Annotated in this window: 17 protein-coding genes; 7 read left to right on the plus strand and 10 right to left on the minus strand. The window is 64.6% G+C overall.

Annotated elements, in window-relative coordinates; genetic code table 11:
* Window positions 1-4 precede the first annotated feature (4 nt).
* From QRN45_RS03840 to QRN45_RS03850, 3 genes are all read right to left on the minus strand, one after another.
* Window positions 5-856 carry a transglutaminase family protein gene (locus tag QRN45_RS03840; RefSeq protein ID WP_078108852.1) on the minus strand — a complete coding sequence of 284 codons (852 nt, stop codon included), beginning with the start codon at window positions 854-856 and terminating at the stop codon, window positions 5-7.
* Window positions 853-1779, minus strand: coding sequence for an alpha-E domain-containing protein (locus tag QRN45_RS03845; RefSeq protein ID WP_078108851.1), 927 nt, complete (start codon window positions 1777-1779; stop codon window positions 853-855). The genes QRN45_RS03840 and QRN45_RS03845 overlap by 4 nt, the downstream gene beginning before the upstream one ends.
* A 72-nt stretch (window positions 1780-1851) precedes the next feature.
* Window positions 1852-3408 (minus strand): circularly permuted type 2 ATP-grasp protein, encoded by a 1557-nt coding sequence (locus tag QRN45_RS03850; RefSeq protein ID WP_078108850.1) that lies wholly within the window; start codon window positions 3406-3408, stop codon window positions 1852-1854.
* Window positions 3409-3521: 113 nt separating this feature from the next.
* Here QRN45_RS03850 and QRN45_RS03855 point away from each other — a divergent pair, with 113 nt between their 5' ends.
* Window positions 3522-4565, plus strand: coding sequence for a YeiH family protein (locus QRN45_RS03855; RefSeq protein WP_241707743.1), 1044 nt, complete (start codon window positions 3522-3524; stop codon window positions 4563-4565).
* Between the two features lie 4 nt (window positions 4566-4569).
* Entirely contained in the window at window positions 4570-7188 is a 2619-nt protein-coding gene (gene pepN, locus QRN45_RS03860) for an aminopeptidase N (protein WP_284762476.1), read from the plus strand.
* Here the strand turns inward: pepN and lplAB are convergent.
* The 5 genes from lplAB to QRN45_RS03885 form a co-directional block, all read right to left on the minus strand.
* Window positions 7185-8282 carry a lipoate-protein ligase LplAB gene (gene lplAB, locus QRN45_RS03865; protein WP_502870696.1) on the minus strand — a complete coding sequence of 366 codons (1098 nt, stop codon included), beginning with the start codon at window positions 8280-8282 and terminating at the stop codon, window positions 7185-7187. The two genes, pepN and lplAB, sit on opposite strands and share 4 nt — an antisense overlap.
* Before the next feature lie 81 nt (window positions 8283-8363).
* Window positions 8364-8621, minus strand: a complete 258-nt coding sequence (locus QRN45_RS03870; RefSeq protein WP_009358283.1) for a type B 50S ribosomal protein L31 — start codon at window positions 8619-8621, stop codon at window positions 8364-8366.
* A 140-nt stretch (window positions 8622-8761) separates the two neighbouring features.
* A complete protein-coding gene (locus tag QRN45_RS03875; protein WP_284762478.1) occupies window positions 8762-9571 on the minus strand; it encodes a TrmH family RNA methyltransferase in 810 nt (269 codons plus the stop codon).
* Between the two features lie 7 nt (window positions 9572-9578).
* Window positions 9579-10364, minus strand: coding sequence for a sulfite exporter TauE/SafE family protein (locus QRN45_RS03880; RefSeq protein ID WP_284762479.1), 786 nt, complete (start codon window positions 10362-10364; stop codon window positions 9579-9581).
* An 18-nt stretch (window positions 10365-10382) separates the two neighbouring features.
* Entirely contained in the window at window positions 10383-11168 is a 786-nt protein-coding gene (locus QRN45_RS03885) for an ABC transporter ATP-binding protein (RefSeq protein ID WP_284762480.1), read from the minus strand.
* Between the two features lie 125 nt (window positions 11169-11293).
* Between QRN45_RS03885 and serB the strand changes: the two genes are divergently transcribed.
* The gene (gene serB / locus QRN45_RS03890; protein WP_241707748.1) at window positions 11294-12187 is read left to right on the plus strand and encodes a phosphoserine phosphatase SerB; all 894 of its coding nucleotides are present in this window, start codon (window positions 11294-11296) and stop codon (window positions 12185-12187) included.
* An 81-nt stretch (window positions 12188-12268) separates the two neighbouring features.
* On the opposite strand, the gene QRN45_RS03895 is transcribed toward serB, so the two are convergent.
* Together QRN45_RS03895 and QRN45_RS03900 are read right to left on the minus strand one after the other, a co-directional pair.
* Window positions 12269-13021, minus strand: coding sequence for an SDR family oxidoreductase (locus QRN45_RS03895; protein WP_078108844.1), 753 nt, complete (start codon window positions 13019-13021; stop codon window positions 12269-12271).
* A gap of 106 nt (window positions 13022-13127) precedes the next feature.
* Window positions 13128-13853 (minus strand): beta-ketoacyl-ACP reductase, encoded by a 726-nt coding sequence (locus tag QRN45_RS03900; protein ID WP_078108843.1) that lies wholly within the window; start codon window positions 13851-13853, stop codon window positions 13128-13130.
* Between the two features lie 153 nt (window positions 13854-14006).
* Between QRN45_RS03900 and QRN45_RS03905 the strand changes: the two genes are divergently transcribed.
* Genes QRN45_RS03905 through QRN45_RS03920 form a run of 4 tightly spaced genes read left to right on the plus strand, consistent with a single transcriptional unit; the run spans window position 14007 to window position 16124 of the window.
* The gene (locus tag QRN45_RS03905; protein WP_241707751.1) at window positions 14007-14522 is read left to right on the plus strand and encodes a DUF3099 domain-containing protein; all 516 of its coding nucleotides are present in this window, start codon (window positions 14007-14009) and stop codon (window positions 14520-14522) included.
* Window positions 14519-14797 (plus strand): hypothetical protein, encoded by a 279-nt coding sequence (locus QRN45_RS03910; RefSeq protein WP_078108841.1) that lies wholly within the window; start codon window positions 14519-14521, stop codon window positions 14795-14797. The genes QRN45_RS03905 and QRN45_RS03910 overlap by 4 nt, the downstream gene beginning before the upstream one ends.
* Window positions 14798-15655: an SURF1 family cytochrome oxidase biogenesis protein gene (locus QRN45_RS03915; RefSeq protein WP_264636475.1), complete on the plus strand. Its 858-nt coding sequence runs from the start codon at window positions 14798-14800 to the stop codon at window positions 15653-15655. It abuts the gene before it with no gap.
* Complete coding sequence (locus QRN45_RS03920) at window positions 15639-16124, plus strand: YbaK/EbsC family protein (RefSeq protein WP_078108839.1); 486 nt, start codon at window positions 15639-15641, stop codon at window positions 16122-16124. Before QRN45_RS03915 ends, QRN45_RS03920 begins: the two co-directional genes overlap by 17 nt.
* Window positions 16125-16132 lie beyond the last annotated feature (8 nt).

The following is a 16132-nucleotide window of genomic DNA, read 5'->3' on the forward strand; positions in this document are numbered from 1 at the left end:
CCTCCTAGGTGAGCCGGGTGATCTCGACGGTCACGGTGAGACCCGAGCCGCCGCCCCCGGACAGGATGCCCTTCAGGGGAGGCACGTCCCGGTAGTCCCGGCCGCGCGCCACGGTGACGTGGAGGTCTCCGGCAGGCTTGTGGTTGGTGGGATCCCAGCTGCGCCATTCGCCGTCCCACCATTCCAGCCACGCGTGGGATTGGCCCGCGACTGTTTCACCGATCTCGGCCGTGGGCCGCGGATGGATGTAACCGGACACGTACCGGGCAGGGATGCCGCAACTGCGGAGGGAGCCGATGGCCAAGTGCGCCAGGTCCTGGCAGACTCCCTGACGCTGGTTCCAGGCTTCCTCGGCGTTGGTGGTAACGCCAGTGGTGCCCTTCACATAGCTCATTTCGCCGCGCATCCATTCGAAGATGGCCATGGCCGTCTCGTGCGGATTCTTGCCGGCCACGACGGCTGGAATGATCCCGAGGACTTCCTCCCCCGGACCGGTGAGCTGCGACTGGGGCAACCAGTCGCTGAACTGGTCCCGGATCTCGTCGGAAGCCATCACATCCCAGCCGACGATCTCTTCGTCCAGGGCCATCCGTTCCACCCGGTGGACCTCAACGGTGGTGGTGGCCACCACTTCGAGGCGCTCGTGCGGCATCTGCATATCGAAGGCGGTGACGCGGGTGCCCCAATAGTCACGGTAGGTGCTCACCGCAGCCTGCGACGGGGTGATCTTCAGCGAGGACTCAAGCACCACTTGTTGCGGATCGGTCAGCGGGGTCATGCGCGCCTCGTTGTACGACAGGGTCACGCGGCGGTTGTATTTGTAGGCCGTCTTGTGGACGATGCTCAGCCGGGTCATGAAACTTCTCCCACCCAGGCCAGTTCATCCGCCTGATTGAAGTACTTACGGGAAATCGCGTCGGACGCCTGTGTGACGGCCTTCTGCACCCGGTCCATATGCTCGGGCAGCTCGGACATGAGATCGTCCGTGCGGTGGAACTCAAGGAAGGTACGGGCCTGGCCGACGATCCGGCGGGCGTCATTGATGAAGCCCACCCGCTGTGCCGAGGGATCCAACTTCGCGAGGCACTCGTCGGCGTCGCGCAGGGCGAAGACGATGGAGCGCGGGAACAAACGGTCCAGCAGAAGGAACTCGGCAGCGTGCTGGTCTCCGAAGGCCGCACGGCGGGTCCGCAGGAATGACTCGTAGGCCCCGGCGCAACGCAGCATGTTCACCCAGGACATTCCCGCGGAGAGGACATCCCTGGTGGACAGCATCCGCGCGGTCATATCGGCCCGTTCGAGCGAGCGGCCGAGGACCAGGAAGAGCCAGCTTTCGTCGTGGCTCACTGTGGTGTCCGCGAGGCCCCTGACCATGGCGGTGCGTTCCAGTACCCAGTTGCAGAAACGGTACGTCCCCACGACATCCTTGCGATGCTGGTTCAGCCCGTAGTACGTGGTGTTGAGGCTCTCCCACAATGAGGAGGACACGGTCTCGCGCGCACGCCGCGCATTCTCCCGCGCAGCCCCCAGGGACCCGGCAATGGAGGTGGCACTCGTCTTGTCATAAGCGAGGGCGTGAAGCAGCTCCGGCAAGCCGAACTCCTCGCTCTGCGGCCGGGCTCCCATGACAGCCAGGAGTTCCCTCGCCACGCTGCGTTGTTCCTCGAGCGGAAGGTGGTTCAGGCGTTCGAGATGGACGTCCAGGATTCTGGCCGTTCCGTCGGCCCGCTCCACATAACGGCCGATCCAGAAAAGGGATTCAGCAATACGGCTCAGCATGTGGCTGTGCCTCCTTCGGGTCCTGCGTTGTAACGATGGATGTGTCCTGCTCCGGCACCACGGCGTGACCGATCACTGCTGCTGGTCCGATTGGCGGTCCCGCCAGTTGCTTTCGACCGGCCAGACCGAGACCTGTTCACGGACCGTGATGGCCGAACGGGGCAGCTCTGCCGCGGGCAATTGCGGGGAGTCCGAGAGTACCCACGTGTCCTTGGAACCACCACCCTGTGAAGAGTTCACGATCAGCGAGCCCTCCTTCAGTGCCACCCGGGTCAGTCCGCCCGGCAGCACCCAGACGTCGTCGCCGTCGTTCACTGCGAATGGACGCAGGTCCACGTGGCGGGGCCCGAAGCGGTCTCCCGAGAGGGTGGGCACGGTGGAAAGCTGCAGCACGGGCTGCGCGATCCAACCTCGCGGATCCGCCAGCACCCGCTTCCGCAAAGCATCCAGCTCGTCCCGTGAAGCATCCGGACCGATCACCAGGCCCTTGCCTCCGGACCCGTCGACCGGCTTGACCACGAGTTCCTCGAGCCGGTCGAGGACCTGCTCGCGGGCTTCCTTCTCTTCGAGCCGGAAAGTCTCCACGTTGGCGATCACCGGCTCTTCGTGCAGGTAGTACCGGATCAGGTCAGGCACGTAGGAATAGACCAGCTTGTCATCGGCCACCCCGTTTCCAACGGCGTTCGCGATGGTCACTCCGCCTGCCCGGGCCGCGTTCACCAGTCCCGGACAACCGAGCATGGAATCGGAGCGGAACTGCAGCGGATCCAGGAACTCGTCGTCGATCCGCTTGTAAATCACATCCACGCGCTGCTCACCGGCGGTGGTGCGCATGTAGACCCGGTTTCCGCGGCAGATGAGGTCCCTGCCCTCGACCAGTTCGACGCCCATCAACCCGGCCAGCAGGGTGTGTTCGAAGTAGGCACTGTTGAAGACCCCGGGGGTCAAGACCACCACGGTCGGGTCGTCCACCCCGGAGGGGGCCGTCTTGCGCAATGCCGAGAGCAAGCGGCGCGGGTATTCCTCGACCGGACGGATGTGCTGCTGCCCGAACGCTTCCGGCAAACCCTTTGCCATCGCCCGGCGGTTCTCCAACACGTAGGACACGCCCGAAGGCACGCGGACGTTGTCCTCCAGCACCCGGAACGTGCCGGCCGCATCGCGGACCACGTCGATACCGGAGACATGCACGCGCACGCCTCCCGCCGGCTCGAAACCATGCACCGCCCGATGGAAATGGGCACTCGTGGTGACCAATGCCCGCGGCACGACGCCGTCAGCGACCACCGTCATGCGGCCGTAGACATCATCCAGGAACGCCTCCAACGCGCGGACGCGCTGCTTTACCCCCCGTTCAAGCACATCCCACTCATCAGCCGGAATCACCCTCGGCACGATATCTAGCGGGAAGGGTCTCTCCTCCCCCGCATAATCGAAGGTCACGCCCCGGTCCAGGAAGGTCCGCGCCATCGACTCAGCGCGGGCGCTCACATCGGCAAGCGAAAGCTCGCGGAGTGCGCCGTCCACCTGGCCGTATGATTTTCGGGCAACGGTGCCTGGGGCGAACATTTCGTCGTAGGCGCCGGAACGGACGGCGGCCTCGGAGTAATCCCGGAATAGCTCTGACATGGGATTCAGACAATCACCTTTTCGATTACGAACGCATTTCGCGTTCTGCATGTTGCGACACCAAGTGTGAACCCGGTTCGCATTTCAGCGCCTGCATGCATCAAGGTTGACGAATGCACCCCAAGCGTTTGCCGATCCCCGTCTCCCGATGGGGAGCCGGGATCGTCATGGCAGTGGCAGCCACCGGACTTGCCTTCAGTGTCCATGCCCTGCTTCCCCCCATCCCTGCCATGACAGCCGCTGTAGCGCTGGGTTTGTTAGCTGCAAATATACCGGGCACAGCAACCTGGGCTGCCGGACGCGCCCGCCCGGGCCTCGACTTCGCCGGCAAGCACCACATGCGGGCAGGCATCGTGTTGCTGGGACTGAAGGTCAGCGTTGTGGATGTCCTCAACCTCGGCTGGTTTGCGCTCGTCCTGATTGCCGCCGTCGTGCTCCTCAGTTTCGCAGGCACCTACGGGCTGGCCCGGCTGGTAAAGCTTCCGCGCGATGGCGCCCTCCTGATAGCCACCGGCTTCTCCATTTGCGGGGCCTCGGCGATCGGAGCGATGGCCGCGGTGCGCCGCATCAAACACCAGGACACGGTCCTGCCCGTTGCCCTGGTGACCCTGTGCGGAACGCTCGCCATCGGCGTCCTGCCCCTGCTCATGCACCCCTTGGGCCTGAGCCCCGAACAATTCGGGGCGTGGACCGGCGCCTCGGTCCACGACGTCGGACAAGTGGTAGCTACCGCCCAGACCGCCGGCCCGGCGGCGCTGGCGCTCGCCGTCGTCGTGAAACTGACCAGGGTGGTCCTGCTGGCCCCCGTCGTCGCCGGAGCGGGCCTTGCGCAACGCTCGTCCATGAGGCTGAAGTCGCGCAACGGCGCCGAGGCCGACGACGACGGCGGTAAGTTCCCGCCGATCGTCCCTCTCTTCGTGCTCGGGTTCATCGCGATGGTGGCCGTGCGTTCCGTGGGCGGTCTGGGCCCTGGCGTGCTGGACGCCGCGGGAGGGCTGCAGGACATCCTGCTCGCCTCGGCCTTGTTCGGGCTGGGTTCCGCGGTCCGCGTCCGTACCCTCTTGCATACTGGCGGCCGTGCCGTGCTCGTAGCGCTTTGCTCCTGGTTCCTTATCGCCCTCCTGGGCTTGGGTGCGGTCTTGCTCATGATTAGATAGCGGGGTGTCGAATCACAACTTGGCGCGCGCCGAAGCCGCCACCCGTTCAGCCCTGATCAGCACCCACAGCTACGATGTCTCCCTTGACGTCCGCGAAGCCTCCGATGCCGGAGTGCCGGGGTACACGAGCCGCAGCGTCATCAACTTCTCCGCGGAGCCCGGCTCCTCCACGTTCCTGGATTTCATCCACGGCGGCGTGCACAGCGTCTTCCTCAACGGAAAAGGACTCGACATCGCCGAGGTGGTGGACGGCGACAGGATCCACCTCAACAATCTCCAGGCCGAAAACCAGGTCACGGTCACCGGAACCGCCCTTTACAGCAGATCCGGCGAGGGCATGCACCGCTTCGTCGACCCCGCAGACGGGCAGTGCTACCTCTACACGCAATACGAACCGGCGGATGCCCGCCGCGTCTTCGCGAACTTCGAGCAGCCGGACCTGAAAGCCGAATTCACCTTCCACGTCATGGCACCGTCCGCCTGGCAGGTGGCTTCGAACGGCGCCGAGGTCTCCCGGACGCAATTGACGAGCGATCCGGCCACGAGCCGCTGGGACTTCGCCACCACCAAGCGGATGTCCACCTACATCACCACCGTTCTCGCCGGTCCCTATTTCCGCGCCGAGGACCATTGGAGCACGACGCTCGACGACGGGACGAACCTTGAGGTTCCGCTGGCGCTCTATTGCCGCGCATCCATGCAGGAGTCCTTCGACGCCGCGGAACTTTTCCGGCTGACGAAGAACGGCTTGGACTTCTTCAACGATCTCTTCGACTACCCGTACCCGTGGGGCAAGTACGATCAGGCGTTCGTGCCGGAGTACAACCTCGGCGCGATGGAAAATCCCGGGCTCGTCACCTTCACGGAGAAGTACGTCTTCACCTCGCGGGCCACCGATGCCCAGTACCAGGCCCGCGCCAACACCCTCATGCACGAGATGGCCCACATGTGGTTCGGCGACCTCGTGACCATGACTTGGTGGGACGACCTCTGGCTCAAGGAATCCTTCGCCGACTACATGGGCACACTCGGCGTGGACAAGGCCACGGACTGGGACAGCGCGTGGGTGAATTTCGCGAACAAGCGCAAGTCCTGGGCGTACCTGCAGGACCAGTTGCCCACCACCCACCCGATCGTCGCCGACATTCCGGACCTGGAAGCCGCCAAGCAGAACTTCGACGGCATTACTTATGCCAAGGGCGCGTCCGTGCTCAAGCAATTGGTAGCCTACGTCGGTTTCGAGGCGTTCATTGCCGGCTCGCGGCGCTACTTCAAGGATCATGAGTACGGCAACACCTCGCTCGCCGACCTCCTCGAAGCCCTGGGCGCGGCATCCGGCCGGGACCTTGGAACCTGGGCCCGGCAATGGCTGCAGACCTCGGGCATCTCCACCCTTGCGGCGGAGATCTCGGGGAATGGCGATGCCATGGCAGCGGTCACCCTGCGGCAGGACTCCGTGGATCCCGTCACGGGCAAGCAGGAACACCGGCCGCATAGGCTCAGGATCGGTCTTTACACCTTTGACGACGACGGCCGGTTGCTCCGCACGGAGGGCATCGAGCTCGACGCCGACGGTGCCGACACCCCCGTCGCGGAACTCGCGGGCAAACCGCGCCCGGCCCTCCTTCTCGTCAACGACGAGGACCTCAGCTATGCCAAGGTCCGCCTGGATGCGGGGTCCGAGGCAACGGTACGTTCCTCCCTGGACCGCCTCAGCGACCCTATGGCCCGGGCCTTGTGCTGGACTGCTTTGTGGGATTCGGCGCGCGACGCCGTCACTCCGGCGGCGCTGTACGTCACCGCCGTCGAACGCTTCGCCCCGGCCGAACCGGGAATCGGCGTGCTCCTCAACGTCCTGGGCAACGCCGTGACCGCCGTCGAGCGTTACGTCCCTGCTCCGCAGCGCGATGAGGTCCGGAAGGGCCTGATGGCGGCTAGCGCGATGCAGCTGAGGACCTCCCAGCCGGGTTCCGACCAGCAACTCGCGTGGGCCAGGACCCTGGCGGAGTTGTCGCGCCATGACGGCGCGTATGTTGAGTACTTCCGCGGCATTCTCTCCGGAAGCGTGACAGTGCACGGCCTCACGGTGGATGCGGATCTCCGGTGGAGCCTGTGGCAAGCATTGGCAGCCAACGGAGCGGCCACGCTCTCGGAACTGGATGCCGAGCTCGCCGTGGACCGCACCGCGTCGGGACGCGAAGGCCATGCCCTGGCCGCGGCTGCCCGTCCGAATGCCGACGTCAAGACGGCCGCATGGAATGCCGCCGTCAACGACACCGGGCTCTCCAATGAGATTCTGAGCGCGACCATCGCAGGATTCGCCCTTGCACCGTCCGGACTCCTGGATGGCTTCACGGAACCGTACTTCACCTGCTTGGAGGATGTCTGGCAGTCCCGGAGCATCGAGATCGCAAGCCGGATTGTGCGGGGCTTGTTCCCCACAACCCAGGATCTGCGGGACGGCATGGCTCCGGCGGATCATCCGGTGCTCCGGCGCACGGACGAGTGGCTGAGCGCCCACACGGCGGCTCCGCGCGGGCTCCGGCGCATCGTCATCGAGCAGCGAAGCCACTTGTTCCGGGCCCTGACGGCCCAAGCGGCCGGCTTCCAGGTGGCCGGCTAAGGAACACGGTGCAGCCATTCTTCGGTACCGAACTTTGACTGCACCCGTTCCCGGGCTATTGCCAGTTCGGCGTCGGTGATGCGGGACTCCGCGGCGCCGTAGCGCTCGGTGAAAACCTCCTGCATGGCTTTGATGATGTCCGTCCGCGCCAGTCCGGTTTGCCGCCGGAGCGGATCGACGCGCTTCTTTGCGCTGCGGGTTCCTTTGTCGGAGAGCTTTTCCTTGCCGATGCGCAGGACCTCGACCATCTTGTCGGCGTCGATGTCATAGCTCATGGTGACGTGGTGCAGCATTCCGCCGTTGGCGAGGCGCTTTTGCGCGGCGCCGCCGATCTTGCCTTGCTCGGTGGCGATGTCATTGAGCGGGACGTAGAACGCCGAAATGCCCAGTTTTTCCAAAGCGGCCATGACCCATGCATCCAGGAAGGCATAGGAATCGGCAAAACTGATGCCATCCGCCAGGCTCTGCGGCACATGAAGCGAATAGGTGATGCAGTTCCCGGCTTCCATGAACATGGCTCCCCCGCCGCTGATGCGACGGACCACCGTGATGCCGTGGCGCGCCACGCCGTCGGGATCCACCTCGTTGCGGTAGGACTGGAAGCTGCCGATCACCACTGACGGCTCTTCCCAGTCCCAGAAGCGCAAGGTGGGGCTGCGCAGCCCGGCCCCGACCTGCTCGGTGAGGACCTCGTCCAACGCGACGTTGAGGTGCGTGGGAAGGACCGACGGCGGGATGACCTCCCATTGGTGGTCCGCCCACCCGCTGGCCTTGGACAGCGCCCTGCGGACAGTGACGGCGACCGCGTCGGCTGAGAAGCCGAACAGGACGGTGTCCGCGGGCAATGCGGCGGAGACGGCTGCGGAGATCTCCACCGGCGTCGAACTTTCCGGAAGGCCCGTGAGCGCCCGGTTGATGTCCAGGAGAGCCTCGTCCGGTTCCAGGAAGAAGTCCCCGCTGAGCGAGACGTGCGCGAACCGCCCGTCCACGACGTCGAGGTCGATCACCACGAGCTTGCCGCCGGGGACCTTGTACTCGCCATGGAGCCGGGGTTCGGCATCTTGGAATGCCATGCTGGAAGTCATGGCTTCCATCCTGCCGGAAAACGCAAAAGCCCGCAGCCACCGGAGGTCCGGCGGGTGCGGGCTTTCACAGAAGCTTGGAGGTGAAGTTGTTTACTTCTTGCCGCCGAAGCCCTTGAAGCGAGCGTTGAAGCGCTCGACGCGGCCTGCAGAGTCCATGATGCGCTGCTTGCCCGTGTAGAACGGGTGGGACTCCGAGGAGATTTCGACGTCGATGACCGGGTAGGTGTTGCCGTCTTCCCACTCGATGGTCTTGGAAGAAGACACGGTGGACTTGGTCAGGAACTTGACGCCGGAAGCCAGGTCGTTGAATACAACAGCTTCGTACTTCGGGTGGATATCAGACTTCATAATGGGACCTTTTGTTCACGCAGCTGGATTTTGCCAGCTGCCAGGTATGAATGGATTCGGTCCGCGCACTGAAACAGATACCCAGTGCCGGGCCAACAATCAATCATAGCGGAAACCACACCTTGCTTGAACCAACCGCGTCAGTCGCGCGGGCGCAGTTCCCAGAAGGCCACGGCCGAGGCGGCAGCGACGTTGAGCGAGTCGACGCCCGCGCGCATGGGAATCCTTACGGCGAGGTCGACGGCGGCGAGCGTCTCCGGGCTCATGCCCGCGCCTTCAGTGCCGAGGACGAGGGCGAGCTTTCCGGGATTGCCGGCGGCAAGATCGTCGAGGTCCACTGCGTCGTCGGTCAGCTCCATGGCGGCGACGGTGAAGCCCTGCTCTTTGAGCCGTTCAAGGTCTCCCGGCCAGGACTCGAGCCGCGCCCAGAGAACCTGGAACACAGTGCCCATGCTCACCCGGACGCTGCGGCGGTACAGGGGATCCCCGCAGCGCGGGGACACGAGCACGGCGTCCACTCCGAGCGCGGCCGCGGAACGGAAGATGGCGCCGACATTCGTGTGGTCGACGACGTCCTCGAGGACCGCCACGCGCTGTGCCCCGGCCAGGAGTTCCTCAAGGGGCACCGGCGCGGGCCGATGCATGGCAGCCATGGCACCGCGGTGCAGATGGAATCCCGTGATTTCTTCGAGCAGGGAAGCCTTGCCGATATAGACCGGTACCTCGGGGAACTGTTGGAAAACGTCGTCGAGGTCTTCCAGCCATTTCTCTGCCAGGAAGAAGGAACGGGGCTGGTGGCCGGCCGCGAGGGCGCGTCTCAGCACCCGTGACGATTCTGCGATGTACATGCCTTCGACGGGCTCGCGGAGCTTGCGGAGGTGGACATCCGTCAGTTGGGTGTAGTCGGCAACACGCGGGTCGTCAGCGGTTTCGAGGTAGTGGAAGGTCACTAGGTTCCTATTTCAGCAGGTTGGCGACCATGAAGCCGAGGGCCACGATGCCGAGCGCGAAGATTACGATGCGCAGCGCGAGGGGCTTCAAACGCCGTCCCACTTTTGAGCCCACCAGTCCGCCGGTCAATGAACTGACCGCGATGACGGCCACGACAGGCCATTCGATCCGGCCAAAGGCAAACAGGAGGTAGGAGCACGCTGCCACCACGTTGACGGCCAACACAAGGATGTTCTTCATGGCGTTGGCGTTCTGGATGGTGCCCGTCATGAAGACACCCAGAATGCCGACCAGCAGGATGCCCTGGGCCGCCACGAAATAACCGCCATAGACCCCGGCGAGGTACACCAGGACCACCAGGACCACGGTGTGGCGCTTGTCGTGGATGGCGTGCTCGGGGTTGCCTGCCCGGTCCTGAACCCACCGTTGGAGCCTGGGCTGGAAGAGCACCATGAGCAGCGCGACGACGATCAGGATGGGGGCGGCGTAGTAAAAGACCTTCTCCGGGAGGTGCAGCAGCAGCCAGGCACCCGTGATCCCGCCAAGAAGCGACGCCGGCAAGAGGCGCAGCAGTTGGCTGCCCCTGCCCTTGAGTTCGTGGCGGTAGCCCCAGGCTCCCGTCACGTTGCCTGCGACAAGCCCCATTGCGTTGCTGATGGTCGCCGTGACGGGTGCGTAGCCGAGGGCAATGAGGACCGGGAACGTCACGAGCGTGCCGGAGCCGACAACGCTGTTGATGGTTCCGGCCCACAAGCCCGCGAAAAAGACCAGGATGCCGCTAAGGATCTCCACTGATTCTCGCTGCCCGGCCTAGCGGCGGGCGGTGGCCGTGTAGCGGCCGGAGTTCTCGGTCACGTCCAGGGCCAGGCCGAAGGTGTTACTGAGGTGTTCTGCTGTCAGGACTTCCTCGATGGGTCCCGCGGCAACCACGCCGCCGTCGCGAAGCAGCATGGCGTGGGTGAATCCCGGAGGAACTTCTTCAAGGTGGTGGGTCACGAGGACCATTGCGGGAGCGTCCTCGTCGCGGGCGAGCTCACCCAGCTTGTGGACGAGCTCTTCGCGTCCGCCAAGGTCCAGGCCCGCGGCCGGCTCGTCGAGCAGGAGCAGCTCAGGATCGGTCATGAGCGCCCTGGCGATCTGAACCCGCTTGCGCTCACCTTCGGAAAGCGAGGAGAAGGAGCGGTTCAACAGCGGGCCCATCCCCCACTCGTTGAGAAGGCCGAAGGCGCGGCGCTCGTCGTCGCGCTCGTATCCTTCGCGCCAGCGGCCGGTCACGCCATAAGCGGCGGTGACCACAACGTTCAGTACGTTTTCCTGCTCCGGGATCTGGGTGGCCAAGGCTGCGGAGGAAAGGCCGATGCGCGGGCGGAGCTCGAAGACGTCCACGCGGCCCAGCGTCTCGTCAAGGATCCCGGCTTTCCCGCTCGTGGGGTGCATCCGGGCGGCCGCGATCTGGAGGAGAGTGGTCTTGCCGGCACCGTTGGGACCGAGGATGACCCAGCGCTCGCCTTCATTGACCTGCCAGTCAACCTTGTCCAACAGGGTCTTGGTGCCTCGGACAACACTGACGGAAGCCAATTCAAGAACATCGCTCATAGGAGTAGACACTAGGACAAAAATAGGGGCGATAGATAACTGGAACTCCGGTCACATGGTTTGCGCGACGGCGTGAATGAAACACGAGTTCGGGCGGCGGTTCCCCGCTCGCTAAGATTGCAGCCATGAGTTCGAACTTGACCGCCGTCAGCTATGGCGTGAATCTGTCCCTTCCGGAGCTTGAACACCTGCGCAGGGTGCTGTCCGGTTCGGGGGCTTCCTTCACGTCGGAGTCGCAATCCGGCGACGAGCGCTTCGGGGTCTACACCATGGGCCTGGCCGTTGACGGGGCTACTGTCGCCGACTTGTCAGGCATCCGGCGCAGGGTCTCCGAGGCGGCGGCACCGGGCATGGACACCGCGATCGTCACCGACGCACTGCGTGACGCTTCGCGCAAGCTCCTGATCATGGATGTGGACTCCACCCTGATCCAGCAGGAAGTGATCGAACTGCTGGCCGCACACGCCGGGAAACGCGAAGAAGTAGCGGCCGTGACGGAGGCCGCGATGCGCGGCGAACTGGACTTCGCACAAAGCCTCCATGCCCGGGTGGCGGTCCTCGCGGGCCTGCCGTCCGCCGTCGTCGACGCCGTCCGCGCCGAGGTCCGCCTGAGCGAGGGTGCAGCGGAACTCGTGGCCGCTTTCAAGGCGGCCGGCCATACGGTGGCGGTGGTGTCCGGCGGCTTCAACCAGATCCTGCGGCCTATCGCGGAGGAACTCGGGCTGGACTACTGGATCGCGAATGAACTTGAAATCGTTGACGGCTTCCTCACAGGCAAGGTCCTTGGCGACGTGATCGACCGCGCCGCCAAGGAGAAGTACCTCCGAGAATGGGCGGCTGCCGAGGGAATCGCCCTGGAGCACACCATCGCGGTGGGCGACGGCGCGAATGACCTCGACATGCTGGGCGCGGCCGGGATCGGTGTGGCATTCAACGCCAAGCCCGCCGTCCGGGCGGTAGCGGACGCCGCCATCAACATGCCGTACCTGGACGCGGTCCGGCATATCGCCGGCGTTTAGGCGGCATTTCACACGCAACGAAAGAGCGGCCGGGACTGGGTATTTCAGAGACAGTCCCGGCCGCTCTTTCGTGTTTGCAATCTAAAAAGCGCTCCTGCCGAAGTAGTCGGCGCCGCCGACGTATTCGGTGTGGCCGCTCTCAACGTCGGCCGTGGCCATCTTCGCCACCTCGGCGGCGAATTCCTCCACCGAGTACAGCTTGCCTGCCTCGGCCCGGCGGGCCTCAATGGCGCCCGGGTTGGAGCGGTCCAGCAGGGTCGCAGTCACGGTGCCTTCGATCATGTCACCGGAAACCACCACGAGCGAGATGCCCTTGTCGGCAAGGTGCGGCAGCAGTTCACGCAGTGCGTCTTCGCCGGCGCGCTTGCTGCGGGCTACGGGCTCGTACTCGGGCATCGTGGGAACGGTCTCGACGAAGTGCGCCTGGTGGCTCGTGACGAACACCACGCGGGACCCCTCCGGCATCAGCGGAACAGCGGCGTTGAGCATGTTGATCTGGGCGTCGCGGTTCAGCTTGAGGGCGTAGTCCTCTTCCATGCCGGATTCCATGCCGCCGGAAGCGTTGAGCACGAGGACGTTCAGCGAACCGAATTCCTCCATGGCCGCGCTGGCCAGCGCCTGGACGCCTTCCTGGGTGGTCAGGTCCGCGCCGACGGCGACGGCACGGCCACCGGCCGCTTGGATCTCGCCCACTACCTTGTTGGCCCGGGGGGCCTTCTGGCGGTAGTTGACGACGACGGCAGCGCCCTCGCCGGCCAGGATCTTGGCTACTTCAGCGCCGATGCCGCGCGAAGAACCGGTGACGATTGCCGTCTTGTTGTCCAGCAGTCCCATTCGTGCTCCTTTATTCAAAGCGTCCAACTTGTTCAAAACATCCGACCTGTGCAAAACATCCACGTTCCATAAGTCCCGAGTCAATCATGCCAGCGGGAACCCTGGCCTAGTGCCCCATGCCCAGGCCGCCATCCACGGGGATGACAGCACCGGAGATGTACGCGGCTTCATCGCTGGCGATCCACCGGACCACGTTGGCGACCTCGGATGCCTCGGCGAAGCGGCCGGCCGGAACACTCGCCAAATAGGCTTTCTGGGTGTCTTCGGGAAGCTCCGCGGTCATGTCCGTGTTGATGAAACCCGGTGCCACCACGTTCGCGGTGATCCCCCGGCTGCCAAGTTCCCGGGTCAGGGAACGGGCGATGCCCACCATGCCCGCCTTCGAGGCCGAGTAATTGATCTGTCCCGGGGCGCCGTAGAGGCCCGACACGGAGGAGATCAACACAACCCGCCCCTTGCGCAAACGGATCATGCCCTTCGAGGCACGCTTGATGACCCGGAAGGCACCGGTGAGGTTGGTGTCGATGACGGATGTGAAATCGTCCTCGCTCATGCGCAGGAGAAGCGTGTCCTTGGTGATTCCGGCGTTGGCTACCAAAACCTCGACAGGCCCGTGGGCCGCCTCGACTTCCTTGAACGCGGCATCGAGGGAGGCCTCGTCGGTCACATCTGCCTTGACGCCGAGGATGCCCTCCGGAAGGGGTGTTTCACTGCGGTAGGTCACGGCAACTTTGTCGCCGTTGGCGAGGAATGCCTCTGCGATAGCCAGGCCGATGCCGCGGTTTCCGCCCGTGATCAGGACACTGCGGGCGTTTGATACTGCTTCAGACATGCTGGTCTCCAGAGTTCCGCGGCAGCAATATGCCGCTTGAAAGTGGGTGATTTCCTGCATCGATCTTAGCCGCCGGGAGACCGTGGCCGCGGGTAGCTGCGCCCGGCGCGGTTTGGGAGGCCCGTTCCGGGGTGAGAGAATTGAGGGGAGCCGTTGGAGCGTGATGAATCAGCCGTGACAAGAGATAGCAGTCCCCTGCAGGCGCCAGGGGGTCCGGACGCCGTTTCGGGCGACCCCGTGGTGCACAGCATTACCGACGCCGCTGCCGCCCACTCGGACGACATGCGCGAACGGATGATCAAGTACGCCGTGGCGATGGGTATCCGCTTGGTGTGCCTCATCCTCATTTTCGTGGTCGACGGCTGGTTCAAGATCATCGCCGTTGCCGGTGCCGTGTTCCTGCCCTGGATTGCCGTGGTGATCGCCAACGGCAGCGACAAAGCCGAAGTCCACAGCGATGCCTTGTTGGACTACGTCCCGGCCGTGGAGCTGGAAGCGTCGCCTGCAGAAGAAGGGGAACCGCCCGCGGCGCCCGTCACCGTTTTGCAGGGCGAACTCATCGACGACGACGCTGGCAGCGGGGACGCTACCGGCCCGGAACCCGATGACTACACCGGCGGCGTAAAACGCACCTATCCGTTCAGCGGGGAAGAACAGGCGGCTTCATGAACATCTTCACTTTGGGCGGGCTGGGGCTGGAGAATGAACAGCACGCCGGGCCCGACGGCTCGCCCGCGGCTGTATGTTCGCGCAAGGCATGCCGCGCGGCTGCCACGTGGCAGCTCCTGTGGAACAATCCCCGTATCCATACTCCGGAGCGCCGCAAGGTGTGGTTGTCCTGCGATGAGCACCGGGAATGGTTGGAGGACTACTTGCAGACCCGAGGCCTGTGGAAAGAGACAGTACCTTTCGACAAGACCACAGACACAGGCGAGGCCCGCTGAATGTACCGTTTTCTTTTTTCCAGCAAGTGGCTGGGCTACTTCGTTCTGGCCCTGATCTTTGCCACCGGCTGCGTTTTGCTGGGCCGCTGGCAGATGGACCGCAGGGCAGAGACCTTGGCGGAAATCAATCGAGTCGTCAACAACTACTCGGCCACCCCCCTTCCCTTTTCGGCTGCCAAGGCACAGTTCCAATCCTTGGACCCTGAACGGGAATGGGCGCAGGTGGAACTCCATGGGAGCTATGACGTTTCGGGCCAACGCGTTGTCCGTAACCGTCCCCTCAATGGCCAACCCGGATACGAGGTAGTGGTCCCGTTCCGCTTGTCGAGCGGCGACGCCGTGGTGGTGGACCGCGGGTGGCTGCCCATCGGAAACAAGACTCCCGGCCACCCGGACAGCATCCCGGCCCCGCCGGCCGGCGACGTCACCGTCGTCGTACGTTTGCAGGCTTCGGAAGCCAACCTGGGCCGCGGCGCGGTAGACGGCCAGTTGCAATCGATCGATCTTCCTGCCTACGCCGCGGAACTCCATTACCCCATCTTGACCGGCGCCTACGGGCAGTTGGCCTCGGAATCGCCGGCTGCCCAGGTGATGCCCGCGCCGTTCGCCAAACCGGCCACGGACGAGGGCACCCACCTCTCCTACTCCTTGCAATGGTTCGCCTTCGGCGTGCTGATGTTCGTCGGTTTCGGCTACGCGGCCAGGCAACAGGCGCGGAACGCGCTGATCGACGCCCAGGACGAGGAAGAGGAAGAACTCGGCGCGATGCCTCGTCGCAAGGCACCCGCACCCCGGAAATCGAAGCGGCCGACGGCCGAAGAAGAGGAAGACGCGATCCTGGATGCACAAGGGTACTGAAGCGGCCCCCGCCCCCGTCCTGAATGTGAAGTCGGCGCTGACCGCCGCCGGAGCACAAGACACGGTGCGGACTTTCGACGACGAAGTCCCCACCGCGGCTGCGGCAGCGTCCTTGCTCGGTTGCGATGTTGCGGCCATCGCCAACAGCCTGGTCTTCGAACTTGACGGCGCACCCCTGCTGATCCTCGCGAGCGGGGCCGCGAAGGTGGACACCGCCCTCGTGGCAGCCTCCCTGGGAACAGCCAGGATCCGCCGTGCCAGCCCTGAGTTCGTGCTGGAGCACACCGGCCAAGCCGTGGGCGGCGTAGCTCCCCTTGGACACCCGCAGCCCATACGAACGATCCTCGACATCTCGCTCCAGGAGCACCCACTTCTTTGGGCAGGCGCGGGTGACCATAACTCGATGTTCTCCATCAGCTACGGCGAACTCCAACGGATTACGGCCGCCCAGCCCCTGAAGGTCCGCTGAGGCGTTGA

This window comes from Arthrobacter sp. efr-133-R2A-63, assembly GCF_030209795.1.
Lineage (GTDB): Bacteria > Actinomycetota > Actinomycetes > Actinomycetales > Micrococcaceae > Arthrobacter > Arthrobacter bambusae_A.